Genomic DNA, 26,211 nt, shown 5'->3' on the forward strand with positions numbered 1-26,211 from the left:
TATGATTGAGCTGTTATTTTTACTACTTCCTGTGGCTGCCGGTTACGGCTGGATAATGGGAAAAAACAGTGCTAAAAATCAAGCTCATCAATTTAATCGGCAGATCACCTCTGAATATAGTAAAGGCTTAAAGTTTTTACTCGACAGGGAAGAAGATCAAGGCCTTGAACATTTAATTAATTTACTAGAAGTTGCAGCTGACTCGGTTGAACATTATTCAACGCTTGCAACTATGTTTCGCCGCAGAGGCGAGCTAGACCGCGCAATAAAAATTCACGAACTCCTTTTAAAACACCCAAGCCTTAATGAGCAACAAGCTGCTGCTAGTCGTTTAGAATTAGCAGAAGATTATGTTATGGCTGGGCTATTAGATAGTGCCGAAGAGCATTTAGTTTGGCTTGTTAAAATGGACCACAGTGAAGCATTAGATCCTATTATCACTCTATATTCGCAAACCCGAGAGTGGCAAAAAGGGATTAATATGTTTGAAGCGCATAGTGAATTATTTTCAAAAGAACAACACTTTAAAGCCATAGCTAACTTTTACTGTGAGCTGGCGTTAAGTGATAATAACCCCTCATTAATGCGCAAAGCCATTAGTTTGAATCATAAAGCGATACGTCCTTTATATGAACTTGGTTTGTCTGCATATACTAAAGAAGACTACGTAAAGGCAATTTACTATTGGCGCGAATTAATTTGCCAATTTACATTTTTTGCTCCTTTATTTGTCGATAAATTAGCACATTGTTATAAGCATCTAAATTTAACTCATCAATTTCATCAGCTGATCAGTGAGTTACTCGACAAAGGTGGCGTGCTAATAAAAATACAACATTGCCAAGCTTTGTTAGAGCAAGGTAATACAGAGCAAGCTTTTGAGTTTTTAACTGATAGCTTAAAGCGCCAACCAACCATACGCGGGTTTAGTTTTTTATTACAACTAATGGGCGCTCAAGATAAAAATACTAAAGAGGTGCTCGACCAAATAGATAAACTGGTCACTTCTTATATTGCCACCAAACCAGACTTTCAATGTCAGCATTGTGGCTTTACTAGTTATACAATTTATTGGAATTGTCCTTCTTGTAAGCATTGGGAAACTACTGTACCAAGCAAGGGCTTAGACGGATTTTAATCTTTTAGTTTTCAAATAACACTTTCGCTATAAAGTAGGATAGTTATGCCTTTCGAAAAATCAAAAAAAATTCTTATTGCACTCGATTACGATGATCAGCAAGCCGCTTTAGACTTTGTAAAACAGCTATCACCCGATTCATGTCGCCTTAAAGTAGGTAAAGAAATGTTTACTTACTTTGGCCCTGCATTTGTAAAAGAGTTAATTGATTTAGGTTTTGATGTGTTTTTAGATTTAAAATTTCATGATATTCCTAACACAGTGGCAAAAGCAGTGACTGCGGCGGCAAAAATGGGTGTATGGATGGTTAATGTGCATGCAAGTGGTGGCTTTGAGATGATGAGCAAAGCTAAACAAGCACTAGCTCCATTTGGCGATAAAGCCCCATTATTAATTGCTGTTACCGTGCTAACGAGTATGGATGAGACAGAGTTAAAGCGTTTAGGCGTAGAAAAAACACCACAAGAGCAAGTTATTTATTTAGCGAAGCTGGCAAAAGAAGCAGGACTTGATGGTGTTGTTTGCTCTGCTCAAGAAGCACAACAATTAAAAGCAGAGTTAGGCGCAGGCTTTAAGCTAGTAACGCCTGGTATTCGCCCAGTAGGGAGTGATGCTGGCGATCAAAAACGCATTATGACTCCTAAACAAGCTATAGATGCAGGCAGCGATTACTTGGTGATCGGACGTCCAATTACTCAAGCAGACAATCCTGTTGCTGTTTTGGCAGATGTTAATAAATCTATAGGATAATTTAACAAAAGTTCAGACTTTGTTGCCAGAACCCTTGCGAGATGTTTGTTTTATGTTACATTAATAAAATCAAAATGCAGTAAGGGTTTTATTTTGAGACTAATGTTAGGTTCTATAGTGATTATTGTTGCTGGATTTTCAGTAAACAAATATGTTTTTTCTAGTAAAGTGTATGATGGAGTAACGACAGTTACGGATATTGTTGCTATATATCCCGTAAATATATTCGATTTTAAACAAACAATGCAAAATTACGCTTATCACCTTTGTTATAAAAATGAGGATAGATTAAGTCAACAGCATGTAACTTCACACGAATGTGTAGATAGCCATGATAGCCTTAAACGAGATTGTGAAGATAAAGTATTTCGTTTAGCGCCATTAAATTTGCAAAATAAAGAAGAAGTGCTCAATTACGCTAAGCAATATACACAATGTACTTTGCCGTATAAATATATTATTGGGTAGTGAAAGGTTAGTTATAAGCGCTAAGTGCAGCACTTAGGCTACACTCAACGCATAATAATAAATTGTTATTTTAAGCGAATGGATTTCGCTTCAATTTCTATTAATCCTAGTTTAAATAATCCACCAATTGCCTTTTTATAATTAGCTTTACTGGTCGAAAATATTTTCTTAATTGTTTCAGGATCAGACTTATCACCTAAAGCAATAACGCCACCTTCCTCTTTTAGCTTTTCCATTATAACATCGCCAAGATTACTAACTTTAGCCATACCTGGTTTTTCTAATACAACGTCAATTTTGCCATCTTCACGCACTTTTTGAATAAAGCCTTTTAGTTTTTGCCCTACAAATAAGCTTTTAAATACCATATTGTAAAAAATAACACCAAAGTGAGATTCTTCAATAAGGACTTTGTAACCAATGTCAGTTTTACCCGCTATGATCAAATCGACTTCTTGTAAATGGGTGTATTGCGGCTCATCTTTAGATAAAAAACGATTAAAGTTATTTGATGCACAAATACGCTTACTGGCATTGTCTAGGTACAAACGCACTAAATACGAATGACCTTCTTGCATACGCGGTTTTTGCTCATTAAACGGCGCTAGTACATCTTTTTCTAAGCCCCAATCTAAAAAGGCACCAATACTATTAATTTCTTTAACACGCAGTAGGGCATATTCACCTACTTGTGCATGAGGCTTTTTAATTGTTGCTGTAGGTAAATTAGCATTATCTAAAAATATAAATACGCTAATGCTATCTCCAGCTTCAAGCTCATGTTTTATTTCTTGTTTTGGTAAAAATACTTCGCCTAAATCGTGGCCGTCTAGGTAAGCACCTTCGTTACTAACTTCTTTTACAAATAAGGTTTGTGTGGTTCCAAGGTAACTCATAATTATTCCTGTTCAGGCTTTTTTCTGCGGCGCATAGGAGTATCGCCATCAATATTAATAGGGGCTTTAATGGGAGCTGATGGTTTTTTAGGCTTAGCTTTGCGTTTAAACACTGGCTTTTTAGCTGCTACTGTTTTTTCTGTGGCTAAAATTGCAACTGGTTTCTTTTCTTTAATCCCTTTAAATTTAGCTTTTAAACCATCAACGCTATCAAACTTTAATTCATCATTTAAGAATGCTTTAATTGCTAAATAACTTGGCCAATCTTTAGGGCCTACTAACGACAGTGCGCTGCCTTTAAAACCAGCTCGACCTGTTCGCCCAATTCGGTGAACATATTCTTCAGCGTGTTTAGGTAAATCAAAATTTATAACATGGGTAACACTGAGTAAATCTAAGCCACGTGACGCAACATCTGTGGTTATTAATATTTTGAAGTTTTCGCGGCTAAATGCATCCATAATATCGAGACGCTTATTTTGTGCTAAATCACCTGCTAATGGCTGTGCTTTAAAACCTTTAGCGCAAAGCGCTTCGCTCAAACGGCTGGTATCTGCACGGGTAGCTGTAAATATAATACATTGGCCAACATCGTCTTGATTCAAAAAGTGCTCAAGTAAGGCTTCTTTATGATCAAGATGATCAGCAAGATATAAGCTTTGTTTAATATCTGAGTGTTGCTCGTTTGCAGCGCTGAGCATTATTTGCTTAGGCTTTTTTAATAAGTTGCGTGATAGTGCATCTACTTGTGCATGATCTAGTGTAGCCGAAAACAATAATGTTTGGCGCAGGCGATGATCGGCCAAGTCATTAATCATTTTAAGTTGTTCGGTAAAGCCTAAATCTAGGATACGGTCTGCTTCATCAAAAATAAGCAGCTCAAGACCGCTCAATTGTAACGTACGCTTTGTAAGGTGATCGGCTAGACGACCTGGTGTTGCAACTACAAACTGCGGATCGTTTCTAAGCGCTTTAATTTGGTCATTAAAATTTTCGCCGCCGAGTATTTTTACGGCTTTAATGTTTGTACCTGCGATTAATAAACGCAGTTGTGTAAATACTTGCGTAGCAAGCTCACGTGTCGGAGCAACAATAAGTACCCGAGGATCGCGTTTACTGAGTGCTTTTTGTTTCATTACTCGTTGAACAGCGGGTAATAAAAACGCCAAGGTTTTGCCTGACCCTGTTTTAGACTGGGCGAAAATGTCATGCCCTGCAAGTGCTGTAGGCACTGCATGTGCTTGAATGTCGGTAGGCTGGGTGATCCCTTGGTGTGCTAGTTGTGTTTCAAGGCGATTATCAATCCCAAGATCAGTAAAGTGCAAGGTGTGTTTCTCCAAAATGAGCAAGTTATATCTTAATTCTATCGGCGCATTATAGCCCACAGAGGCGTATGGCTAACAGTAAAATGCAAATTATAAGGCTAATTTTTGCATTTAATCACAAAAAGCGTAAAATACGCGCCCAAGATGCGCCGGATTTACGATTCGGTATATATTAAAAAGCAAAATAGGAATAAATATGACGGCTGTTCATAAAGACAATTTAACCAGCGAGCACTTTATAGTGTGTGCACTGTATAAATTTGTAGCATTACCTGAGTTTGAAGCGCTTAGAAAACCATTACTAGATGTAATGGAGGCAAATGAAGTTCGCGGTACTTTACTAATCGCCTCTGAGGGTATTAATGGTACGGTTTCAGCTAAACGTGCTGGCATAGATAATCTTCTTAAATGGCTTGAACAACAGCCAAGCCTTAATAACATTGTTACTAAAGAATCTTACGATGACGAATGCCCATTTTACCGCACCAAAGTAAAACTAAAAAAAGAAATTGTGACTATGGGGGTTGAGGGCATCGATCCGCTAAAAGTAGTGGGTAGTTATGTTAAGCCAAATGAATGGAACGCATTAATTTCAGACCCAGAAGTGATACTTATAGATACCCGCAACGATTACGAAATTGAAATAGGTACCTTTCAAAACGCAGTTGATCCTAACACCAAAACATTCCGTGAATTTCCGCAGTGGGCTAAAGAAAACCTTGATCCAAGCAAGCATAAAAAAGTAGCTATGTTTTGTACTGGCGGTATCCGCTGTGAAAAATCAACAGCGTATATGAAAGAGCAAGGCTTTGATGAAGTGTACCATCTTGAAGGCGGTATTTTAAAATACCTTGAAGAAGTACCAAAAGATGAAACCATGTGGGAAGGCGAATGTTTTGTATTTGATAATCGTGTAGCGGTTAATCACGACTTACAAAAAGGCTCGTATGACCAATGTCATGCGTGTCGTATGCCGATCACCGAAGACGAAAAGTTAAAAGCTGAATATATGGAAGGCGTGTCGTGTCACCATTGTATTGATAATGTAAGCGATGAGCAGAGAGAACGTTTTGCTGAGCGACAAAAGCAAATAGAGCTTGCACAAGCGCGTGGCGAAGGCCACATTGGTAATGAAGCACAAGCTATTTTACAGCAACGTAAAGAGGCTAAAAACGCTAAAAAACAAGCCCAACGTAGTAAATAATATTTTATTAAATTAATTTAAAAAGAGTCATTATTGACTCTTTTTTTGTATCCACTATATGTTTTAACCTAAGATTGGTAATGTTAGTCTTTAGGTAATACCAATTGCATTAAATTAGTATAAAACACATCATAATATCGCTATGTAGGAAGCAACTATGCAAGCCGAACAAATAGAAATAGCGCAGTTTTTAGCACAGCATCCCCCTTTTAACGATTTACCCATTAAAGCGCTTAACGAGCTGGCGCAACAAGTTGAAGTTGCTTACTTTAGAGCGCAAACAGAGATTTTACAGTTAGGCCAAGATATTGCCGACTTGTACGTTATAAGAAGCGGCTCGGTAGAAATGTATCGCCGTAATGGCGAGCTTTATAATCGTTTAGCCGTGGGTGGAATATTTGGCCAAATGGGCCTATTGATGAACCGCAAAGTGCGTTTTCCGGCCACTGCACTAGAAGACACATTGGTTTACTGCATTAATGTTGAACTGTTTAATCGTTATTGCGATGAGTTTGATGCATTTGCTGATTACTTTGAAACCGATGGCAATGTACGTTTGCACCAAGCTATTGTTGAGCAAGCCGACAGTAACGATTTAACGACAGCAAAAGTAAAGTCGCTTATTCATCGTGATGTAGTGACGGTATTAACCACTTCTACGGTGCAAGATGTTGCTAAATTAATGAGCGAAGAAGCGGTTTCATCAGTACTGGTTACAGATATAAATAAGCCCGTTAACGACGACCCGGAAGAGGATGATGGCCAAGTAGTTGGCATAATTACCGACCGAGATTTACGTAATAAAGTGGTTGCGCCAGGGCTGTCGTTTGATACTCAAGCACAGCATATTATGTCTACTAACTTAGTGATTTTAGATGCTAATGCCTACGTTTTCGAAGCTGTATTAGCTATGTTAAGAGACAGCCTGCATCATTTGCCGGTAGTGCAAAAACGCAGGCCGATTGGGGTAATATCACTGTCTGATATTTTACGTTACGAGTCGCAAAGTAGCTTGTTATTAGTGCGTGGTATTTTGGCCCAGCAATCAGTGGAAGACTTAACCCATTATGCCCGCCAGTTACCTAATGTATTTGTGCGTATGGTTAACGAAGATGCAAACTCTCATATGGTTGGTACAGCCATGGCAGTGATTGGCCGTACTTTTAAGCAAAGGTTATTAATATTAGCTGAAGAAAAGTATGGGCCAGCTCCCGTGCCTTATTGTTTTATTGCTTTAGGCTCCATGGCGCGCGATGAGCAACTTATAGTAACGGATCAAGATAATGCGCTTATTTTAGATGACAGTTACAACGATGAGTTACATAACGAGTACTTTCAAAACATTGCTGATTTTGTTTGTGATGGTTTAGCACAATGCGGCTACACCTATTGTGATGGCGAAATTATGGCGTCATTTAAAAAGTGGCGTAAAACTCGCTCTCAATGGTTTGAGCAATTTGCAGATTGGATAGCAAAACCAAAACCACAAACGTTATTACACAGCTCTATATTTTTTGATTTGGACGGCGTTTGGGGTAAAACAAAATGGGCCGATGAGCTCAAAGTCTTTGTTGCTAAACAAAGCAAAGCAAATAGGGTGTTTTTGGCAAATATGGCTGCTAATGCGCGTAATCGAACGCCGCCTCTTGGGTTCTTCAAAGGTTTTGTTTTAGAGCATAACGGCCAGCATAAGCACTCAATGAACTTAAAACGCCGTGGTACCGCACCACTTTCGGATGTTATACGGGTGCATGCATTAGCGATTGGTTCACGCAAACAAAACTCGTTTGACCGCCTTGAGGATATAATTGCCGCAAAAAGTTTACCCGAGGGTAAAGCACAAGATTTACGAGATGCGCTGGAGTATATAGCTATGATGCGAATTCGTCATCAAGCATTACAAATAGAGCAAGGTGAAGAGCCCGATAATAATTTAGATCCGCATCAACTTTCACCGTTTGAGCAGCGTAATTTAAAAGAGGCATTTGCGATTCTTGAAAAAGCGCAAAACTATCTAAAATTTAGCTTTATTTCAAATACAAATGTGAAGTGATTTTTCTATGAGCAAGCAAAAGCAAGCAATAGTTGACTGGTCGCTTAGGTATCAGCAATTAGCAAATAGCAGTGAAAATGCATTGTTACAGCAATTTTATGCATCGGCTTTTAATCAGCCTGCTGCAGCAATAGCTGATGTGCCATTTGTAGCGATGGATTTTGAAACCACCGGCTTAGATAGCGAAGCAGATGACATAGTGAGTGTGGGTTTAGTGCCTTTTAACTTACAGCGAATATACTGCAAGCACAGCCGCCATTGGGTAGTACAACCGCGCAGAAACTTACATGAAGAATCAATAATCATTCATGGTATTACGCACTCAGAGGTTGATGATGCACCAGACTTTAATCGTATTATTGAGCCTTTGCTTGCCGCGCTAAGCGGTAAAGTCGTGGTGGTACATTATGCAGCAATTGAGCGGCCATTTTTAAATAATGCGTTGTTACTTAGGCTGCACGAAGGCATAGAGTTTGCGTTAGTTGATACTATGGATATTGAAAAAAGAGCATTAACAGCACGCCAGGGTTTAATAGGGCGGTTATTTAACTCTAAAATAGGCTCGTTGCGATTAAATGATTGTCGTAAGCGCTACTCACTTCCTGCCTATAATAACCATAATGCCCTAACCGATGCATTGGCCACAGCTGAGTTGTTACAAGCACAGCTGAGTCATCATTATCGCTTAGATACGCCGATAGATGATTTGTGGATATAAACTTTATTTTATAGTTATAAAAAAACGCCGCATAATTTGCGGCGTTTTTATTAGTACTTTTTATAATTACCAGTAAGGGTAATAAGTACGGTTACTTTTTAGTACGAGGCTCAGTACGTAAGCCCAACAGTAAGCTTAAACACATAAACAACAATACAATAGTAAAAGGTAACCCGGCAGATATAGCGCCAGCTTGCAGCGCTTGTATAGCTTCAGTTCCACCTATCCAAAGTAGTGCGGCAGCTACCGCACCTTGGGTTACAGCCCAAAAGATACGTTGTGGTACAGGTGCATCAATTTTGCCACCAGCCGTGATCGAATCAATTACCAATGAACCAGAATCCGATGACGTAATAAAAAACACCAATACTAAAATAATCGCTACAAACGATAAAATGTTAGACAAAGGTAATGCATCAAACATTTGGAACATAGCAAGTGGTACTTCAGTAAGGCCGTTAGTACCTAGCTCACCTACATTATTAACCACCTGATCAATAGCAATACCGCCGTATATAGACATCCATAAAATAGTAACAGCAGTAGGCACTAGTAATACCGCAATTAAAAATTCACGTATAGTACGACCACGAGAAACACGCGCAATAAACATACCTACAAACGGTGACCAGGAAATCCACCACGCCCAGTACGATACAGTCCAGCCATGCATCCAGGTTTCATCTTCACGACCATGAGGATTACTTAAGGGGATAATATTTTCTACATAGCCCATTATGGTAGTAGGCACATTACCTATAGCAACAGCAAAGCCAACTAAAAATACAAACACAAGTAAAACCAAGGCAATTAACATATTGGCATTACTAAGTACTTTTACTCCGCCATCAATCCCTCTAACTACCGAAATAATAGCTAAAAGTGAAACCCCAATAATAACTAAAATTTGTGAACCAACACCACCAGAGGTACCAAATACATGATCTATACCTGCAGAGGCTTGTTGTGCTCCTAACCCTAGTGAAGTTGCAAGACCAAAGAGTGTTGCAAGCACAGCTAAAATGTCGATAAGGTGGCCAGGCCATCCCCACGCTCTATCACCTAAAATAGGATAAAAAATAGAACGGATAGACAGTGGTAAGCCTTTGTTATAAGTAAAGAATGCAAGTGAAAGTGCGACAACTGCATAAATAGCCCACGGATGTAGACCCCAATGGAACATAGTTGCGCCCATTGCTAGTTTTGCTGCCTCTGGTGTATTAGGAGCTACATTTAAAGGTGTTTCAAACCAGCCAGTATAATATGCAAGCGGTTCTGCAACACCCCAAAACATTAAGCCAATACCCATACCTGCAGCAAATAACATAGCTAACCATGAAAGGCGAGAGTGAGTAGGTACTGCATCATCTCCCCCTAAACGTATTTTACCGTAAGGCGATACAATAAGTGCTAAACAAAAAATAACGAAAAAGTTAGCAGCCCACATAAATAAGGCGTCAAAGTTATTAATAATATCTGTTTTTATACTATCAAGTGCAGACTTAGCTGTTTGTGGATCGGTAACTAAAATAGCGATCAAAAAGATGACAATCAGACCAGCACTTATGCCGAAAACAGAGTTATGTATATCTAACCCCCATTTTTGTACGTTGTCTTGACCTACGGTATAGTCCGTACTATCAATACTATATTTGTCATGCTCTTCGCTCATGCAATACCTCATTTGTTGTTCTAACCCTGGATGTTACCCAGTGTCGTAATTAATTATATTAGTCTTGTAATTATATTAGTTTAAACACAAATAATTAGAAGACTAACTAATCTGATTTTTGATCATTAACTTTACTAGTGTATGAGTTAAATACTAAATGTAAATGATTTTGTATTTAGACTGCTGATATTATAGTCAAAATGATGATATTTGTTGCTTTTAAGTATAAAAAACAAACACTCTCTAACTTGTTAAATTAGTTTACTATTTACTAATACATATACGAGAACACTTATAAATCAGCGCATATTATCCGAAATCAGAATTATAAAAACACATAGGTAAATAATTACTGTCACGGAGTATGTAAATACTAATAAGCTGCTAATTAAAGGTGCCTAATATAAACGCCCCTTTAATCTAGGAATACTTAGTATATGATTTAACATTAGGTTATATTTTAACAGTAAAGTAGTTAAAGGAGTAAATTGCGACTATGACTAATGATATTAAACATTTAGTTGGAAAAAATGAGCTTAGTGAGCATTTTAAAGCGGTACGTAAATATAGCCTATCACTCATTAGTGCGTTAAGTGCAGAAGACTGTCAATTACAAGCAATGGCCGACGTAAGCCCAAGTAAATGGCATCTTGCGCATACCAGTTGGTTTTTTGAAACATTTTTACTCTGCATTCATAGCCGTAATTACAAAGTATTTAATCCTGAGTTTAAAATATTATTTAATTCTTACTACAACGGAATTGGTGAGCAATTTAAGCGGGGCAACAGAGGCAGCCTATCGAGGCCGAGTCTTGATGACGTAATAGCATACAGACGATATATTGATGAAGCTGTTATAAGCGTGTTAAATACTGCAATAACCCCAGAAATAGAGCAAATAATTACTCTTGGCCTAAATCACGAGCAACAACACCAAGAGCTAATGTTGATGGATATTAAGTATAACTTTTCTATTAACCCAATATTTCCTGCGTACCAACCACTAAAGCCAACTCAAGTACCAAACCAGCAATCCAGTGCCGCTATAAAATTTATAAACTTTGACCAAGCAATTATAAACATAGGGAGCAATGCTGAAAACCAATTTGCCTACGATAACGAACAACCTAAGCACTCTGTGCTGGTTCATCCATTTAGCTTTGCTAATAGATTAGTGACTAATGCAGAGTATTTAGGCTTTATTAATAGCTCAGGCTATAGCAACCCGCAACATTGGCTAAGTGACGGCTGGGCACATATACAGGCTAATAATTTAACACAGCCATTGTATTGGCATTATATAAACGGGGAGTGGTTTGAGTTTACCCATTACGGATTATTACCCCTTAACTTAGCCGCGCCGGTTTGTCATGTTAGTTATTATGAGGCCAGCGCTTATGCAAGTTTTGTTAATGCACGCCTGCCCACAGAGTTTGAATGGGAATATGCAGCCCAGCAACACGCACCAAGTAACACAGCGCACACGTCACTTTTATTACCAAATATGGCCGATAGTAGCGCTGCTATTGGGCAGCTTACAGATAGCTGCTGGCAATGGACAAACAGTGCTTATTTACCTTACCCAGGTTTTAAGCCAATTGCAGGCGTGGCAGGAGAGTACAATGGTAAGTTTATGAGCAATCAAATGGTATTACGTGGCGGTTGTGTGTTAACTCCTGCTAATCATTTACGTACAACCTACAGAAACTTTTATTATCCCCATCAAGCCTGGATGTGTAGTGGTATAAGACTCGCTAAGGATAAAACATGAGCCAAATGACAACAATAAAGCAGTGCAGTATAAATACCTCTATAAGCAACTGTGAGTTTTTAACAGATGTAATAAGTGGCTTAACCCAGCAACAAAAATCACTCCCCTGTAAATATTTTTATGACGACAAGGGGGCTGCATTATTTGAGCAAATAACAAGGCTGCAAGAGTATTACGTAACCCGTACTGAGCTGGCTATTTTAGAAAGGTACTCAAAAGAGATTGCACAAATCCTACCTGAAAGCTTATCAATAATAGAACCCGGTTGTGGTTCAGGCAAAAAAATTGCCCACTTATTAGCTCATATGAGCAAAGTAAAAACGTTTGTACCGTTCGAAATATCTACAGAAATGCTTAACTATTCATTAGCGCATTTATCGCCGTTATTCCCTGAACTGGTTATTGCTCCGTTATTAGGCGACTTTACCGATAGCGCAATGGTTAAACAGCTTATTAAAGAAACCGCCCTCGATAGCCAAACTAATTTAGTGTATTTCCCGGGCTCCACCTTAGGTAATTTTAACACGCTTAAAGCCATTGAAATAATGAGAAACTTTCAGCATTTATGTGGTGTAAATGGCTATGTTTTAATCGGGATTGACTTGGTAAAACAGCGCCAAGTACTGTTAGATGCATACGACGATAAACTCGGTGTAACCGCTGCATTTAATAAAAACTTATTACAACGAATCAATGACGAACTAAATGGATCATTTAATTTAGCCAATTTTAACCATGAATCACGTTATAACGAGCAGCATAACCGCATAGAAATGCACTTAGTGAGCCTTTGCGAGCAAACAGTGATAATTAATAACCAACAAATTAATTTTAAACAAGGTGAAAGTATTCATACCGAAAATTCTCATAAGTACACCCTAGAATCGTTTAAACAGCTTGCGGCACAAGCTAATTTAAGTTTAGAGCAAACATGGCAAGACGATAATAATTACTTTGCCTTATGCCTATTAAGGCCGCTATAAATTATTAGTAAATAACAACTTGGCCGTTGTTAAGTTCATAGTTTAACAACGCGCCATTAGGCGATTGCTGTATAAGCGTAACTTTATTTAAACCGTATAGTCTAAATAATAAGGGTGCAATAACCGATACTGCTGAACCCGTTGCGGTATCTTCGTTTACACCAAACTGCGGGGCAAAGTATCTAAAATGTGCAATGGCATTTTGTGCTTGAGTATTTTGTACTGTTAGCGCAATAACCGCATTTTTATGCAGGTGACTTAGGGCTTTAAAATCAACTTGTAAGCGTGTTAAATCGTCTTGTGCATTGAACAATAACAAGGTGTAACCGTTTTTATTGGCACTGCTGTACGCGGCTTTTATTGATAATGAAAATACTTGCTGTAATTTACAGTAGCAGGGGGACTTTATCGACTTAATACTTGCTAATACCAGCTGAGCTTGTTGCCTGTTAATTTTTATTTTAAAACGCTCATTACAGCTTGTAATAAATACCTGTGGACAATAAGAAAAATAATGAAGTAAAAAGTTAGCTGCAGCCAAAGTGCCATGCCCACAGCGCTTAATTTCACTTGTTTTGTTAAACCAGCGAATTTTACAATAAGGTTGAGTTATCTCATTTTGATTTAAAAATACAGTCGCAGGATGATTCGATTTTGACGCAATATATTGCATCAATTTAGAGGTTAAGCCCTTTTTATAAATAACAATTAAAGCACTTGAACCGGCTAAGTTAGCCGTGTGGTTATAAAAAACAGCTTGAGACGATGTGAGTGTTATAAAGCGCCACACAAGCCATGCTGGCTTGTGTGGCACTAAATAAATTCGCTTAGCTTTTGCTAGCATACGCATCGTTATGAATAAGCGCGGCACGCCCAGAAGGGTCAGCATTATTTTGAAACGACGCATCCCATGCCAGCGCTTCGGGCGTAGAACACGCTACCGATTTGCCATAAGGCACACATTTAGCGGCGGCATCACCAGGAAAGTGAGATTCAAAAATAGCGCGGTAATAATATGCCTCTTTAGAATCGGGGGTATTTATAGGGTATTTAAACTTTGCATTGGCAAGCTCTTGATCGCTCACTTGCTCGTTTACAAACTCTTTTAAGGTATCAATCCAGTTATAACCTACACCGTCTGAAAACTGCTCCTTTTGACGCCATAATACTTCCTCTGGTAAATAATCTGCAAAGCCTTCGCGTAAAATATGCTTTTCTATTTTTCCCTCTGTACACATTTTAGCTTGTGGGTTAATACGCATTGCTACATCCACAAACTCTTTATCTAAAAATGGTACGCGTGCTTCAACTCCCCATGCTGCCATCGATTTATTGGCACGTAGGCAATCAAACATATGCAGTTTAGATACTTTACGGTTAAGCTCTTCATGAAACTCTTGTGCATTCGGCGCTTTATGAAAATACAAATAGCCACCAAACAGTTCATCTGCTCCTTCGCCCGATAGCACCATTTTAATACCCATGGCTTTAATTTGTCGGGCCATTAAATACATAGGTGTAGAGGCTCGAATAGTGGTTACATCGTAGGTTTCTATGTGATAAATCACTTCGCGCAGAGCATCAATACCTTGCTCAATAGTAAATATAATAGGGTGATGGATAGTGCCTATCATATCGGCTACTTTTTTAGCCGCGGCTAAATCGGGTGAGCCTTCAAGACCAACAGAAAAAGAATGCAACTTAGGCCACCATGCATCGCTTTCGTCGTTATCTTCAATTCGTTTTGCCGCAAAACGCTGGGTTATAGCCGATATAAGCGACGAATCTAAGCCACCAGAGAGTAATACGCCATAAGGCACGTCGCACATAAGCTGGCGTTTAACGGCAGCCTCTAGTGCGCTTTTCACATCTTCGGCCTTTGCGCTGTTATTTTTAACGGTGTCAAAGCTTTGCCAATCGCGTTTGTAATACGCTTTAAGCTCGCCATCTTTACTGCTTAGGTAATGCCCAGGCGGAAATTCTTCAATGTGCTTACAAATTGGTGAAAGGGCTTTTAGCTCTGAAGCCACGTAAAAGTTACCGTGTTCATCGTGACCGGTGTAAAGCGGAATAATACCAATATGATCGCGGCCAATAAGGTAACTGTCATTTTCTTCATCGTATAAACAAAATGCAAAAATGCCATTTAAATCATCTAAAAAGTCGGCACCTTTTTGTTTGTAAAGCGCTAAAATAACTTCGCAGTCAGATTCTGTTTGAAAGGTAAAATCGGTGGTTAAATTTGCCGCTAATTCTTTATGATTATAAATTTCACCGTTTACCGCTAAAATATGTGTTTTTTCTGGATTATATAAAGGCTGTGCACCGCTAGAAACCCCTACAATAGCTAGGCGTTCATGTACTAAAATTGCTTTTTTCGATGCATAAACACCCGACCAATCAGGGCCGCGGTGCCTTAATAACTTCGACATTTCGATGGCTTGCGTACGCAACTGTACGGGATCAGATTTTATATCTAACACCCCAAAAATTGAACACATAGACTACCCCTCATTCTTGTTTTTATGTGTATTGCAGAGCAAAAAAACTCTGCGACTCACCTTTGTTTTAGCAGAATTGATAACGTAAGTCACACCGCATTTACAAAATAATAAGAATAATTTATGCACCAACATAGCTCGTATTGCACCAAAATGATTAATGTGTGGTGCTGGCTGCTATTTTTACATCGCGCTCATTGCTCAAAGCTTCAGCTATCATTACTTTTAGCGCATTTATTACCACTTCTTCACTCATGCTTGGTGCGCCATTATGGTGCACTGCTTGGCTTGGTAAATAAGGAATATGAATAAAGCCGCCTTTCATTTTTGTATAGTTTTCGTTTATATAATGCAGCAAACCATACATCACATGGTTACACACATAAGTACCGGCAGTATTAGAAATGGCCGCAGGAATATCACTTTCATGTAAGGCGCTTAGCATACGTTTTATTGGTAAATTGCTAAAATAAGCATCTGGGCCATTTTTTGCAATTGGGGTATCAATAGGTTGCTTACCGGCATTATCTTTAATGCGAGCGTCATCTATATTAATCGCAATACGCTCTATAGATATTTCGTTACGTCCACCAGCTTGGCCAACACATAAAACTATCGCCGGATTATGGGCCTCTATCGCTTGGTGTAATTGTGCAATAGAAGTATTAAACTCACACGATAACTCAATAGCACATACTCTATGTTTCATTATTATATGGTCGTCGAGCTTTTGCACTGCTTGCCAAGAGGGGTTAATGGTTTCGCCATCAAAAGGAGCAAAACCGGTAATTAATACGCACGCCATAGGGTAAGTTGATTTAGTCATTGAACACCACGCTATACATTAAAACAATATTAACGGCGAGTAAGGTTACTGCCGTAGGAGTTTGTACTTTTATTACACTATGCTTCTATTTATATTTAAATCGAGCATAACCGTCCTATTTTTTATTATTGCTATTATTGAGTGCTAAACTGAGCTGATATAAATGAGCATTTTGTTTATGTTGGGCTCTGCGTGCTTGCTCTAGGGTTACATATTCAAATTCTATATTATCGGCTGCTCTAAACTGTGCAAATTGATGTAAGTCAGCACTGATCACTGTACCTAGTAGCGGATAGCCGCCGGTAGTTTGGCCATCATTAAGTAATACTATGGGCTCTCCGTTGGGGGGCAATTGTATGCTCCCTGGGTTCACAGCCACAGAAGGTAATGAATGTGTGTGCATCAGATTATCTGTATTATTTACTAACCTTACGCCCATTCTATTACTGTTAGGGCTGGCTTTAAATTTACCCGAAGTAAAGCTATGCAAAAGTGTTTTACCTAATAACTTTGCGTGTGGGCTATGGTGCAAGCGGATAATTTTACGTTGCGGTGGAGCAATAGCCCCCATTTTTATAAAAGGGCCATTAAAAGGCTTAATTGGGATGCAGTCACCACTGCTGAGTGCTTTGCCATCGAGCCCACCAAAGCATGCATTTAAATCAGTTGCTCTAGAGCCCATTATTAGCGGGCACTGCACGCCACCTTTTACTGCAATATATGCCCTCAAACCGGCTCGTCCTGTAGCAAAGCTTAATACTTGTTTATTTTTAATAGCGTATGTCCAACCAGGGTAAATAGGTTGATCATCAAGCTTTGCTTGCAAATCTGCGCCTTGAATGGCAATGACAGTATCGCAGTTAAATTCAAGCTCACATAAGCCCACAGTTACTTCAAGCACCGCATCGTTGTCGTTATTACCAAGGAGTCGATTAGCTATTAATTGTGCACAGGGGTCTAAGCTGCCAGCTTTACTTACTCCTAAATGACGATAGCCAATTCGGCCAAAATCTTGAATAGTGAGTTGTACGCCTGGTTTTAGTACTTTTATCATGCGCCTGCTCCTTGATTTTTTAGCGCTACAAACTCAAGGGTATCGCCTGGTTGCATTAAGCAAGGTTGCGAATGAGAGCTGTTAAATAATGTGGTATTGGTATGGCCAATAATATGCCAGCCACCAGGAGTGTCGCTAGGGTAAATACCGGTTTGGGCAGCGCCAATAGCCACCGCACCTTTAGGTACTTTAATGCGAGGCTCAGCGCGCCTTGGGGTATGTAGGCGTGTATCTAAACCATGTAAATAGGCAAATCCGGGCTGAAAGCCTAAAAACAAAACGTGATACTGAGCTTTGCTATGTATACTAATTACCTCATCAATACTTAAATTATGAAAGCGGGCTACATAAGCAAGATCTTCACCCTCGTATAGGGTCTCTATTAAATAGTGTTTACCAGTAAAAGTACTGCTTTTGAGCTCATCCCATAATAATGGTAATGCCTCTAGCCATTTAGTTAAGCCCGCAGATGACTTCAAATACAAAGTGAGGGAATTCATTCCTGCAACTAAGTCGGTAAACTCTGCGGTGTTTTTACAGTGCGCAGCTAAAGCCCAAATTTTTTTTTGTATAGTTAATACATTGTTTGCGTCTAAATGTGCTGCATCTATCAATAAGCTATTGTTACTAAGTGCATAAATTATAGGAGCCGAACTCATAAAACAAACCTGTTAATACAACATGTTTCAAAGCTAACATAGTTCTATTGATTTATTTACACCATTGCGACCAGCAAAATGGATTAAGAGATAAAATATAAACCTTATAAGCCGCTCACTCGTATTTAATTACTTACCAAGTTGAAATAATAATTCAACAGGTAAGGTCTTTATTAAAGCCTGTTACTATTTTTTGTTAAAAATACATTCGCAACAGTAACCGGCCTTAGCATTTATTTAAGAGGTGGTTTATGTCGTATCAGGGTTTAATTTATTTATCTAGCGTTGCTATTTTATTTAGCGCAAGCAGTGTTGCTTTATCAATGGAAAAAGTAGTGCAAAGTAATGTTCAAGCGACTATGCACGTAGAAACACTAGTACTTGGCTCAGGTTGCTTTTGGGGCGCTGAAAAGCGCTACGAAGCACTTAATGGTGTTATTGATGCTGAGTCAGGTTATGCCGATGGAAACGGCTTTAAAGCCACTTACAGCAATATAACCAGTCAATCACGTCGCTTTGACGAGGACAATTACGCCGAAGTTGTGCAAGTTACCTATAACAGCAATATTATTAGCGCAAAGGAGCTACTCGAAAACTACTTTGAAAGCCACGACCCAACACAAAAAAATCGCCAAGGTAACGATGTAGGCACTCAGTATCGCTCAATTATTTTAACTACCACCACTGAGCAAGCGAAAGTAGCAAAGCAAGTTAAATCGCAATATCAACAACTGCTTACGCAAGCAGAGTACGGCACTATAGCCACTATTATTAAGCCACTTGACACTTTTTATGCAGCTGAAGAATATCATCAAAATTATTTAGAAAAAAATCCAAATGGCTATTGTCCCGATCACTCAACTGGCGTGGTGTTTAACAAAAAACCGCCCGAACAAGTAGATAACTCCGCTTTATTAATGGGTAAACAAATCGTGGTATTAGACTCACGCGAATACTGTCCATACTGTGAAAAATTTAAAAGCGCTGTAGCTAACGACTACAAAGGCAGTATTGCTATGAGCTTTCGCCACGCCGATCAACTCCAAGGTGTAACCATTAAGTCGGCAACCTGGGCAACCCCCACTATTTTATTTTTAGAAAATGGCACTGAAGTATACGGACGTCAAGGCTATGCAAGCCCAGAGGCGTTTTACAAAGCCCTTGGCGCATTTAAACTAGGCGATAGTGAAGCCTATAAAGTTGCATTTAATTCAAAAACCGATCGCGCTTATTGCAAAGAATACAAAATTTTTAAAAATACACCCGATGGCACCTTTGTCGATAAGCTCAGTGGCGAGCCGCTATTTGATACCCACGATAGGTTTAACTCTGGAACTGGGTGGTTATCGTTTACGCATCCAATAAAAAGTAGCGTTACTGAACATGACGACAGTAGCTGGGGAATGACTCGCATTGAGCTGCGCTCTAAAAGTACTGGCATACACTTAGGGCATTTATTCCCCGGGGAAGGCCCACGCGGTACAGACCGTTATTGTATCAATGCTACGGTTCTTGAATTTATACCAAGGGATTAAAAATAGGTGAGATATACAAAAGCCCAGTAAACTTAATTTTTACTGGGCTTTTTAATTAAGGCTTTAGCTAAAAAGCAGTATTAAAGCCTAATTTATTTTTAGTAAATATTATGTGGATTGCCTAAAAATAAAAACAGTTCAAGCCAAGTCACCACCTAACTTGAACCGTTTTTTACACTGACAACATCTTACACACACAATATAAGATTCTTTTACCAGCTTAATTATCAAACCTAAATTAAGCTGCGATACTTTCGATAGCTGAACTTTAGATTTATTGAGCATTAATCACAAACGATAAAAATACACCCAATGAGTGAAATAAATTAACCTATAGGTTTGGTTTGTGTATTTTTAAAAGTTGCTATAACCCACTTAGCAAATAAATCAAGCGGATGATTTACATTACTTGGCTCGTGTTGCACTAAATAGTACTTGTCTTTAGTGGTCAGCGGGCGCTCGAATAGTTTATATAACCAGAGTTCGTCTAGCCAGCTTTGGCTTATAGGCAGAGGAATAAGCGCAATACCCATACCTTGCTGCGCTGCTCGTGCTACACCAAACATGCTGTCAATTTGTATAATTTGGGTTGGTGAAAAGTCAACTATTCCAGCTTTCTCGGCCCACTGATGCCATGCCCAAGGGCGTGCTTTGTGTAATATAAGCGGCACTTGATTAAGGGCTTTACAATGATCATCCTTCCATTGTGACAACAAATTTTTATTGCAAGCAGGTATATACTCTAAGTTAAACAGCTCTGTTACAACACCTTCGGTTGGCTTATTCGAGGACAGCACTATTGATAAGTCGCTATGTCGTCGGGTTAGCTCTTTACGGGTTTTAAGCGTATCCATTTGTAAATTAATATTAGGGTGCGCCGACGTCCATTCGCGCAATCTAGGCATTAGCAACTCGCTTGCAAAAAACTCAGGCAAGGTAATCGTTAAATTTGTATTTTGCTGCATTTGGCTAAATTCATTAATTGTGCTTTCAAGCGTACTAACTATTGGCGATATAGCTTCAAAAAAGTCCTTTCCAGCTGTAGTTAAACTAATCGAGCGGGTTTTACGCACAAAAAGCTCAATGCCAAGTTGTTCTTCTAGTTGTTTAATTTGATGGCTTACAGCCGAAGGCGTTAAATACAGCTCATTTGCTGCATGCTTAAAGCTTAAACTTCGTGCCGCGAAGCAAAATGAGCGAAGACCACGTATAGGAGTTTGCATGTTTTCCAATATAAAGTTGTTTGAGTCGCCTATATAAGGCAATAACTGAACCAATTATTAAAATCAATGATATCAGAAGGTTGAAACTTTTACTGCATTAAGTTCACAATAATGGTGCAACAAGGTAGTGCAGGGCAGTTACAAGTTAGCGTAAAATGTCAGCTTCTTAAAATAATAATAAAACTTAGAGAAATAGGCAAAAAAAATCCCTCGTTAGAGGGATTTTGGGTAACTCAGCGCCATTGGCACTGGGAATGAGGTCGGTACAAGGTAAAGTTTAAACCTAGGGCTTAAAACACCATTTCTGGTACTTCACCGTCAACAAGTAATTTACCTGCTGTTTTACTAATAATTTCATCTACAGATACGCCCGGAGCGCGCTCTAACAGATGAAATGCGCCGTCTTTAACTTCTAGTACGGCTAAATCTGTGACTATTTTTTTAACGCAATTAACGCCGGTAAGCGGTAATGTGCAGGCCTCTAATAGCTTTGAGTCGCCGTGCTTACTGGCGTGGGTCATGGTTACAATAATATTTTGTGCGCCTGCAACTAAGTCCATTGCGCCGCCCATGCCTTTAATTAGCTTTTTAGGGATCATCCACGATGCTATGCTACCGTTTTGATCTACCTCAAAAGCACCCAGAACTGTTAAGTCTACATGACCACCGCGTATCATGGCAAAACTATCTGCACTATTAAATATGGCTGCACCTTTCGCAGCTGTCACGGTTTCTTTACCCGCGTTAATCATATCGGCGTCTAGCTCTGCTTTAGTTGGGTATGGTCCCATGCCTAACAAGCCATTTTCGGACTGTAACATAACTTCAATATCGTCTGGAACATAGTTTGCGACGAGTGTCGGAATTCCTATGCCTAAATTAACGTAATAGCCATCTTTTAGCTCTTGTGCAACGCGCATTGCAACTTGTTCACGTGATAATGCCATAATATTAATACTCCTGCTTAATCTCGTGTAGTAACACGCTCAATGCGTTTTTCAAAGTTGCCTTTAATAACGCGGTTTACATAAATGCCAGGGGTATGAATTTGGCTTGGCTCAAGTTCACCCGGCTCTACAATTTCTTCTACTTCGGCTACCGTAATTTTACCAGCAGTTGCGGCAAGTGGGTTAAAGTTCATTGCTGTGTGGCGAAATACTAAATTACCAAAGCGGTCGGCTTTCCATGCTTTAACAATAGCAAATTCACCGGTTATCGACTCTTCTAAAATATAAGGGCGACCATTAAATTCTTTTACATCTTTACCTTCGGCAACGGGCGTACCGTAACCTGTTGCGGTGTAAAACGCCGGAATACCTGCACCACCAGCACGCATTTTTTCTGCCAAAGTGCCTTGTGGTGTAAGCTCTACGTCAATTTCGCCACTGAGTAACTGTTGCTCAAATAGGGCATTTTCGCCAACGTATGAGGCAATTACTTTTTTAATTTGTTTGTCTTGTAATAAAATGCCCAAACCAAAGTCATCAACACCGCAGTTATTAGACACCACAGTTAGCTCTTTGGTTTTCATTTGCTTAATTTGTTTAATTAAGCCCTCAGGAATACCACATAAACCAAAACCACCGGCAATTACGGTATCGCCGTCTTTTAATCCTGCCATTGCAGCTTCGTAACTAGAAACTACCTTATCAAATCCGGCCATGAGTCACTCCTCATTGTGTGCTTAAATTGTTTAACTAACTATATGATAGTTAGTTTATAAATACTTTGTATAAAAATTATTTGGGATGTTATTTAGCATGCAATGCAATCGACACTTTACTTACGGGTTGTTTGCCAAGCGCTTTTGTTATTTGCCATCCTGCATCACTAAGCCTTTGTAAATCAATTCCGTGCTTAATGCCAAGCCCTTGCAGTAAGTAAACTACATCTTCGGTGGCAACATTTCCTGACGCCCCTTTAGCGTAAGGGCAACCACCAAGGCCTGCTACTGCCGCGTCAACCGTTGCTATACCTAAGTTTAGTGCCGCGTAAATATTTGTGAGCGCTTGGCCGTAAGTGTCGTGAAAATGCACTGCAAGCTGCGACTTATCAATGTGCTGTAATAGCAAAGTAAGTAACTCAGTTACCTTTTTAGCCGTGCCTACACCTATGGTATCGCCAAGGCTTATTTCATAACAGCCCAGTGCGAGTAGCTTTTGGCTAACATAAAGTACAGCTTGAGGGTCTATTTCGCCTTCATACGGGCAACCTAAAACACAACTTACATAGCCGCGTACTTTAATGTTATGCGCTTTGGCAAACTCCATAACGTCGCTAAAACGCTCAATACTTTGCTCAATACTGCAGTTAATGTTTTTTTGACAAAACGATTCGCTAGCCGCTGTAAATATGGCAAATTCTTTAATTCCAGCGGCATGAGCAGCTTGTGCGCCTTTTAAGTTAGGGGTTAACGCACTTAAGTTTACATCGGGCAAATTAAGAGCCGATATCACATCAGCTGAGTCTGCCATTTGCGGCACCCATTTAGGGGATACAAACGCACCGGCTTCAATGTCTTTTAAACCCGCAGCAGCAAGCGCGTTAATAAGCGCTACTTTGTCGGCAGTGGTTACTGCTTTTTCGTTTTGTAGGCCATCGCGCGCGCCTACTTCAACAATACGCACTTTTTGCGGAAAAACGCTCATTATGCGCCTCCCTCAGCAGGGTCACTTGCAACTGTCGTATCTTCAACTATAGCCAGTAACGCGCCATGGCTTACCAGTTCACCTTCGGCAAAACAATAGCTTTGTAAAATACCATCGTGCGGGGCGTTGAGCGTATATTCCATTTTCATCGCTTCAATAATAACCACAGGGTCACCTTTGGTAATACTACTGCCCAGCTCAACTAAGTGTTTTACTACCGTACCATTAAGTGGCGCAGCTAAAGGCAGGGCATCACTTTGGTGATCGCTAATATAGTGCTTATTTACTAGCTCTAGGCGAGTTTGTAGTGCTTTGTGCATTACGGTGATCACGTTATTAACGCGACTTACGTGGGCTGTGTGTTTTTCGCCGTTTATAAATACACTACAAAGGCCATTATTTAAACTGCCTTGAACATTAAATACGTGCTCATTATGGGTAATACTGTAGCCATTATTCGTTTTAACCGCATTAAGGGTTAAATCAACAAACGCAATTTTAACGCTTTGCGGTGCATTTAGAGCAAAGCCACTGAGTTGTTGCCAAGGGCTTGTATTTGGCGCTTCTTGAGTGCTAACTAGCTGCTCTAAATAAGTAAAGGCTGCAATAAGCTGGCTTGCTTGGCGCAGAGATTGATCAACCGCCACTAACGAATCGCCTTGCTCGGCAATAAAGTGAGTGCTAGGCGCGCCTTGTTTAAAGCTAGGGTGCACAGCTAAGTTATGTAAAAAGCCAATGTTAGTACTAAAGCCCGCTAAGTGAAATTGCTCAAGCGCGTGTTGTAAACGGCTCAGCGCTTGTTCGCGATTATCATCATGCACAATTAACTTGGCTATCATGGGGTCGTAATATGGGCTAATTTCGTCGCCGGCTGCAATGCCAGTATCAATGCGCACAAACTCACTGTTTAGCGGAGTATAAAGTGCTTCAATTGTGCCTGAGCACGGAATAAACTCATTAGCAGGGTCTTCAGCGTAAATACGCGCTTCAAAGCTGTGGCCTTGCAATTTAATATCAGCTTGTTTGAGTGGCAGTGTTTGCCCGCCGGCAATATTAATTTGCCACGTAACTAAGTCAACACCAGTAACCATTTCGGTAACCGGGTGCTCTACTTGCAGACGCGTGTTCATTTCCATAAAGAAGAACTCATCGCCACACAGTAAAAACTCAACTGTACCTGCACCGCGATAGTTTATTGCAAGAGCGCAACGCACCGCGGCTTCACCCATTTCTTTGCGCAACTCGTCTGATAAACCCGGGGCAGGGGCTTCTTCAATTACTTTTTGATGACGACGTTGCAACGAGCAGTCACGATCGCCTAAATAAACACAGTTACCGTGGTTATCGGCAAACACTTGTACTTCTACGTGGCGTGGTTGGTTAACGTAACGCTCTAGCAATACTAGGTCGTTGCCAAAACCAGCAACGGCTTCACGCTGTGCGCCTTCAAGTGCGCTAATAAATTCATTAGTATTATTTACCACGCGCATGCCTTTACCACCGCCACCAAATGCTGCTTTGATCAGTACCGGGTAGCCAATTTTTTCGGCCTCTGCTTGTAAAAAAGCAGGATCTTGCTTGTCGCCATAATAACCAGGTACTAATGGCACATTAGCCGCGGCCATAATTTCTTTAGCACGCGTTTTAGAGCCCATAGCTTCAATGCTGCTTGCTGGTGGTCCAACAAATACAATATTATTTGCTTCACATGCGTTGGCAAACGTGCTGTTTTCAGACAAAAAACCATAACCAGGGTGAATACAATCTGCGCCGCTGTCTTTTGCTACTTGCAGTATTTTATCGGCAACTAAATACGAGTCTTTACTTGGCGCTGGACCAATGTGGTAGGCTTCGTCAGCCATTTTTACGTGCTGCGCGTGTTTATCAGCATCGGAATACACAGCAACTGTGGTTAAGCCCATTAATTTAGCACTGCGCATTATTCTGCACGCTATTTCACCACGGTTAGCAATCAGTATTTTTTGTAATTTATTTACGTTCATAATTAATCCTACAGTTGCCATTGTGGTGGACGTTTGTCAAAGAAAGCGCTTAAGCCTTCTTGGCCTTCATCCGATACACGAATTTTGGCAATACGATGAGCGGTAAGCTCAATTAGCTCATCGGTTATTTCTTTATTTGCTACATCGTTAATAAGCGCTTTTGCCGCTTTTACAGCAACCGGGCCATTATCAATCAATGTTTGCAGCATAGCGTCGAGCGCACATTCTAAATTACCGGTTACTTGATGAATTAACCCAAGTTGCTTAGCGGTATGCGCATCAAACACCTCAGCAGTTAAAAAGTATCTACGCGCTGCACGTTCACCAATGGCTTTAATTACATAAGGGCTAATAACCGCAGGAATAAGCCCCAGCTTTACTTCGCTTAGGCAAAATTGTGCATTGTCTTGGCATATTGCAATGTCGCAACAGGCAATTAAACCCAAAGCGCCGCCAAACGCAGCGCCTTGCACGGCACAAATAGTAGGGTGCGGGCTTGTTGCTAACACTTGCATTAATTTAGCTAACTGCATTGAATCGGCTAAATTATCGTTAACATTGTTATCTGCCATCGATTTCATCCAGGCTAAATCGGCACCGGCTGAAAAATGTTTGCCCTCAGTTTTTAACACCAAGGCGCGAATATCGAGCGTATTAGCATGTTCAATACATTTTATAAGCTCTTGAATGACTTCGCTGTTAAATGCATTGCGTTTTTCGGGGCGGCTTAAAACGAGTACCGCCACATTTGATTTTGTTATTTGTAGAGTAACTGACATTTTAC

At 39.9% G+C, this 26,211-nt stretch carries 24 protein-coding genes; 9 read left to right on the top strand and 15 right to left on the bottom strand.

Annotated features, from left to right (window positions below):
* Nucleotide 1: 1 nt before the first annotated feature.
* The 3 genes from lapB to H5058_RS08530 all read left to right on the top strand — a co-directional run bounded on the left by lapB (nucleotide 2) and on the right by H5058_RS08530 (nucleotide 2,356).
* Nucleotides 2–1,138, top strand: coding sequence for a lipopolysaccharide assembly protein LapB (gene lapB, locus H5058_RS08520; RefSeq protein ID WP_086996072.1), 1,137 nt, complete (start codon nucleotides 2–4; stop codon nucleotides 1,136–1,138).
* Between the two features lie 45 nt (nucleotides 1,139–1,183).
* The gene (pyrF, locus tag H5058_RS08525; RefSeq protein ID WP_182677662.1) at nucleotides 1,184–1,888 is read left to right on the top strand and encodes an orotidine-5'-phosphate decarboxylase; all 705 of its coding nucleotides are present in this window, start codon (nucleotides 1,184–1,186) and stop codon (nucleotides 1,886–1,888) included.
* Between the two features lie 93 nt (nucleotides 1,889–1,981).
* A complete protein-coding gene (locus H5058_RS08530; protein ID WP_182677664.1) occupies nucleotides 1,982–2,356 on the top strand; it encodes a hypothetical protein in 375 nt (124 codons plus the stop codon).
* A 65-nt stretch (nucleotides 2,357–2,421) separates the two neighbouring features.
* On the opposite strand, the gene H5058_RS08535 is transcribed toward H5058_RS08530, so the two are convergent.
* Complete coding sequence (locus H5058_RS08535; protein ID WP_058373336.1) at nucleotides 2,422–3,252, bottom strand: S1 RNA-binding domain-containing protein; 831 nt, start codon at nucleotides 3,250–3,252, stop codon at nucleotides 2,422–2,424.
* A gap of 2 nt (nucleotides 3,253–3,254) precedes the next feature.
* Nucleotides 3,255–4,577: a DEAD/DEAH box helicase gene (locus H5058_RS08540; RefSeq protein ID WP_179806583.1), complete on the bottom strand. Its 1,323-nt coding sequence runs from the start codon at nucleotides 4,575–4,577 to the stop codon at nucleotides 3,255–3,257.
* Between the two features lie 196 nt (nucleotides 4,578–4,773).
* Here H5058_RS08540 and H5058_RS08545 point away from each other — a divergent pair, with 196 nt between their 5' ends.
* The 3 genes from H5058_RS08545 to H5058_RS08555 all read left to right on the top strand — a co-directional run bounded on the left by H5058_RS08545 (nucleotide 4,774) and on the right by H5058_RS08555 (nucleotide 8,552).
* Entirely contained in the window at nucleotides 4,774–5,781 is a 1,008-nt protein-coding gene (locus H5058_RS08545) for a rhodanese-related sulfurtransferase (protein WP_011328113.1), read from the top strand.
* Nucleotides 5,782–5,938: 157 nt separating this feature from the next.
* On the top strand, nucleotides 5,939–7,834 hold the full coding sequence (locus H5058_RS08550; RefSeq protein WP_011328114.1) for a putative nucleotidyltransferase substrate binding domain-containing protein: 1,896 nt from the start codon (nucleotides 5,939–5,941) through the stop codon (nucleotides 7,832–7,834).
* Nucleotides 7,835–7,841: 7 nt separating this feature from the next.
* On the top strand, nucleotides 7,842–8,552 hold the full coding sequence (locus H5058_RS08555; RefSeq protein WP_011328115.1) for a 3'-5' exonuclease: 711 nt from the start codon (nucleotides 7,842–7,844) through the stop codon (nucleotides 8,550–8,552).
* A 91-nt stretch (nucleotides 8,553–8,643) separates the two neighbouring features.
* Here the strand turns inward: H5058_RS08555 and H5058_RS08560 are convergent, their stop codons facing one another.
* Entirely contained in the window at nucleotides 8,644–10,224 is a 1,581-nt protein-coding gene (locus H5058_RS08560; RefSeq protein WP_011328116.1) for a BCCT family transporter, read from the bottom strand.
* 496 nt (nucleotides 10,225–10,720) lie between these two features.
* Between H5058_RS08560 and egtB the strand changes: the two genes are divergently transcribed.
* Both egtB and egtD read left to right on the top strand, forming a co-directional pair.
* A complete protein-coding gene (gene egtB / locus H5058_RS08565) occupies nucleotides 10,721–11,995 on the top strand; it encodes an ergothioneine biosynthesis protein EgtB (protein ID WP_182677666.1) in 1,275 nt (424 codons plus the stop codon).
* Nucleotides 11,992–12,978, top strand: coding sequence for an L-histidine N(alpha)-methyltransferase (egtD, locus tag H5058_RS08570; protein WP_086996097.1), 987 nt, complete (start codon nucleotides 11,992–11,994; stop codon nucleotides 12,976–12,978). The genes egtB and egtD overlap by 4 nt, the downstream gene beginning before the upstream one ends.
* A gap of 4 nt (nucleotides 12,979–12,982) precedes the next feature.
* Here the strand turns inward: egtD and H5058_RS08575 are convergent, their stop codons facing one another.
* From H5058_RS08575 to pxpB, 6 genes are all read right to left on the bottom strand, one after another.
* Nucleotides 12,983–13,822, bottom strand: coding sequence for a PhzF family phenazine biosynthesis isomerase (locus tag H5058_RS08575; RefSeq protein ID WP_404936295.1), 840 nt, complete (start codon nucleotides 13,820–13,822; stop codon nucleotides 12,983–12,985).
* A complete protein-coding gene (asnB, locus tag H5058_RS08580; RefSeq protein WP_182677670.1) occupies nucleotides 13,806–15,479 on the bottom strand; it encodes an asparagine synthase B in 1,674 nt (557 codons plus the stop codon). The genes H5058_RS08575 and asnB overlap by 17 nt, the downstream gene beginning before the upstream one ends.
* Nucleotides 15,480–15,636: 157 nt before the next feature.
* Nucleotides 15,637–16,305, bottom strand: coding sequence for a pyroglutamyl-peptidase I (gene pcp / locus H5058_RS08585; RefSeq protein WP_220485811.1), 669 nt, complete (start codon nucleotides 16,303–16,305; stop codon nucleotides 15,637–15,639).
* Nucleotides 16,298–16,378, bottom strand: a complete 81-nt coding sequence (locus H5058_RS18620; protein ID WP_303394021.1) for a hypothetical protein — start codon at nucleotides 16,376–16,378, stop codon at nucleotides 16,298–16,300. The genes pcp and H5058_RS18620 overlap by 8 nt, the downstream gene beginning before the upstream one ends.
* A gap of 42 nt (nucleotides 16,379–16,420) precedes the next feature.
* Nucleotides 16,421–17,359, bottom strand: a complete 939-nt coding sequence (locus tag H5058_RS08590) for a biotin-dependent carboxyltransferase family protein (protein WP_182677672.1) — start codon at nucleotides 17,357–17,359, stop codon at nucleotides 16,421–16,423.
* Entirely contained in the window at nucleotides 17,356–18,018 is a 663-nt protein-coding gene (gene pxpB / locus H5058_RS08595; RefSeq protein WP_182677674.1) for a 5-oxoprolinase subunit PxpB, read from the bottom strand. The genes H5058_RS08590 and pxpB overlap by 4 nt, the downstream gene beginning before the upstream one ends.
* Before the next feature lie 251 nt (nucleotides 18,019–18,269).
* Here pxpB and msrA point away from each other — a divergent pair, with 251 nt between their 5' ends.
* Nucleotides 18,270–19,553: a peptide-methionine (S)-S-oxide reductase MsrA gene (gene msrA, locus H5058_RS08600; protein WP_182677676.1), complete on the top strand. Its 1,284-nt coding sequence runs from the start codon at nucleotides 18,270–18,272 to the stop codon at nucleotides 19,551–19,553.
* 326 nt (nucleotides 19,554–19,879) lie between these two features.
* Here the strand turns inward: msrA and H5058_RS08605 are convergent, their stop codons facing one another.
* From H5058_RS08605 to H5058_RS08630, 6 genes are all read right to left on the bottom strand, one after another.
* Nucleotides 19,880–20,776, bottom strand: coding sequence for a LysR substrate-binding domain-containing protein (locus tag H5058_RS08605; protein WP_182677678.1), 897 nt, complete (start codon nucleotides 20,774–20,776; stop codon nucleotides 19,880–19,882).
* Between the two features lie 290 nt (nucleotides 20,777–21,066).
* Complete coding sequence (locus H5058_RS08610; protein WP_011328126.1) at nucleotides 21,067–21,723, bottom strand: 3-oxoacid CoA-transferase subunit B; 657 nt, start codon at nucleotides 21,721–21,723, stop codon at nucleotides 21,067–21,069.
* A gap of 17 nt (nucleotides 21,724–21,740) precedes the next feature.
* On the bottom strand, nucleotides 21,741–22,439 hold the full coding sequence (locus tag H5058_RS08615; protein ID WP_058373349.1) for a CoA transferase subunit A: 699 nt from the start codon (nucleotides 22,437–22,439) through the stop codon (nucleotides 21,741–21,743).
* A gap of 88 nt (nucleotides 22,440–22,527) precedes the next feature.
* A complete protein-coding gene (locus H5058_RS08620) occupies nucleotides 22,528–23,424 on the bottom strand; it encodes a hydroxymethylglutaryl-CoA lyase (protein ID WP_182677680.1) in 897 nt (298 codons plus the stop codon).
* Entirely contained in the window at nucleotides 23,424–25,427 is a 2,004-nt protein-coding gene (locus H5058_RS08625) for an acetyl/propionyl/methylcrotonyl-CoA carboxylase subunit alpha (protein ID WP_182677682.1), read from the bottom strand. The genes H5058_RS08620 and H5058_RS08625 overlap by 1 nt, the downstream gene beginning before the upstream one ends.
* Before the next feature lie 8 nt (nucleotides 25,428–25,435).
* On the bottom strand, nucleotides 25,436–26,206 hold the full coding sequence (locus H5058_RS08630; protein ID WP_011328130.1) for an enoyl-CoA hydratase/isomerase family protein: 771 nt from the start codon (nucleotides 26,204–26,206) through the stop codon (nucleotides 25,436–25,438).
* Between the last annotated feature and the right edge of the window lie 5 nt (nucleotides 26,207–26,211).

Source organism: Pseudoalteromonas sp. SR45-4, from assembly GCF_014163535.1.
GTDB classification, from domain to species: domain Bacteria; phylum Pseudomonadota; class Gammaproteobacteria; order Enterobacterales; family Alteromonadaceae; genus Pseudoalteromonas; species Pseudoalteromonas nigrifaciens.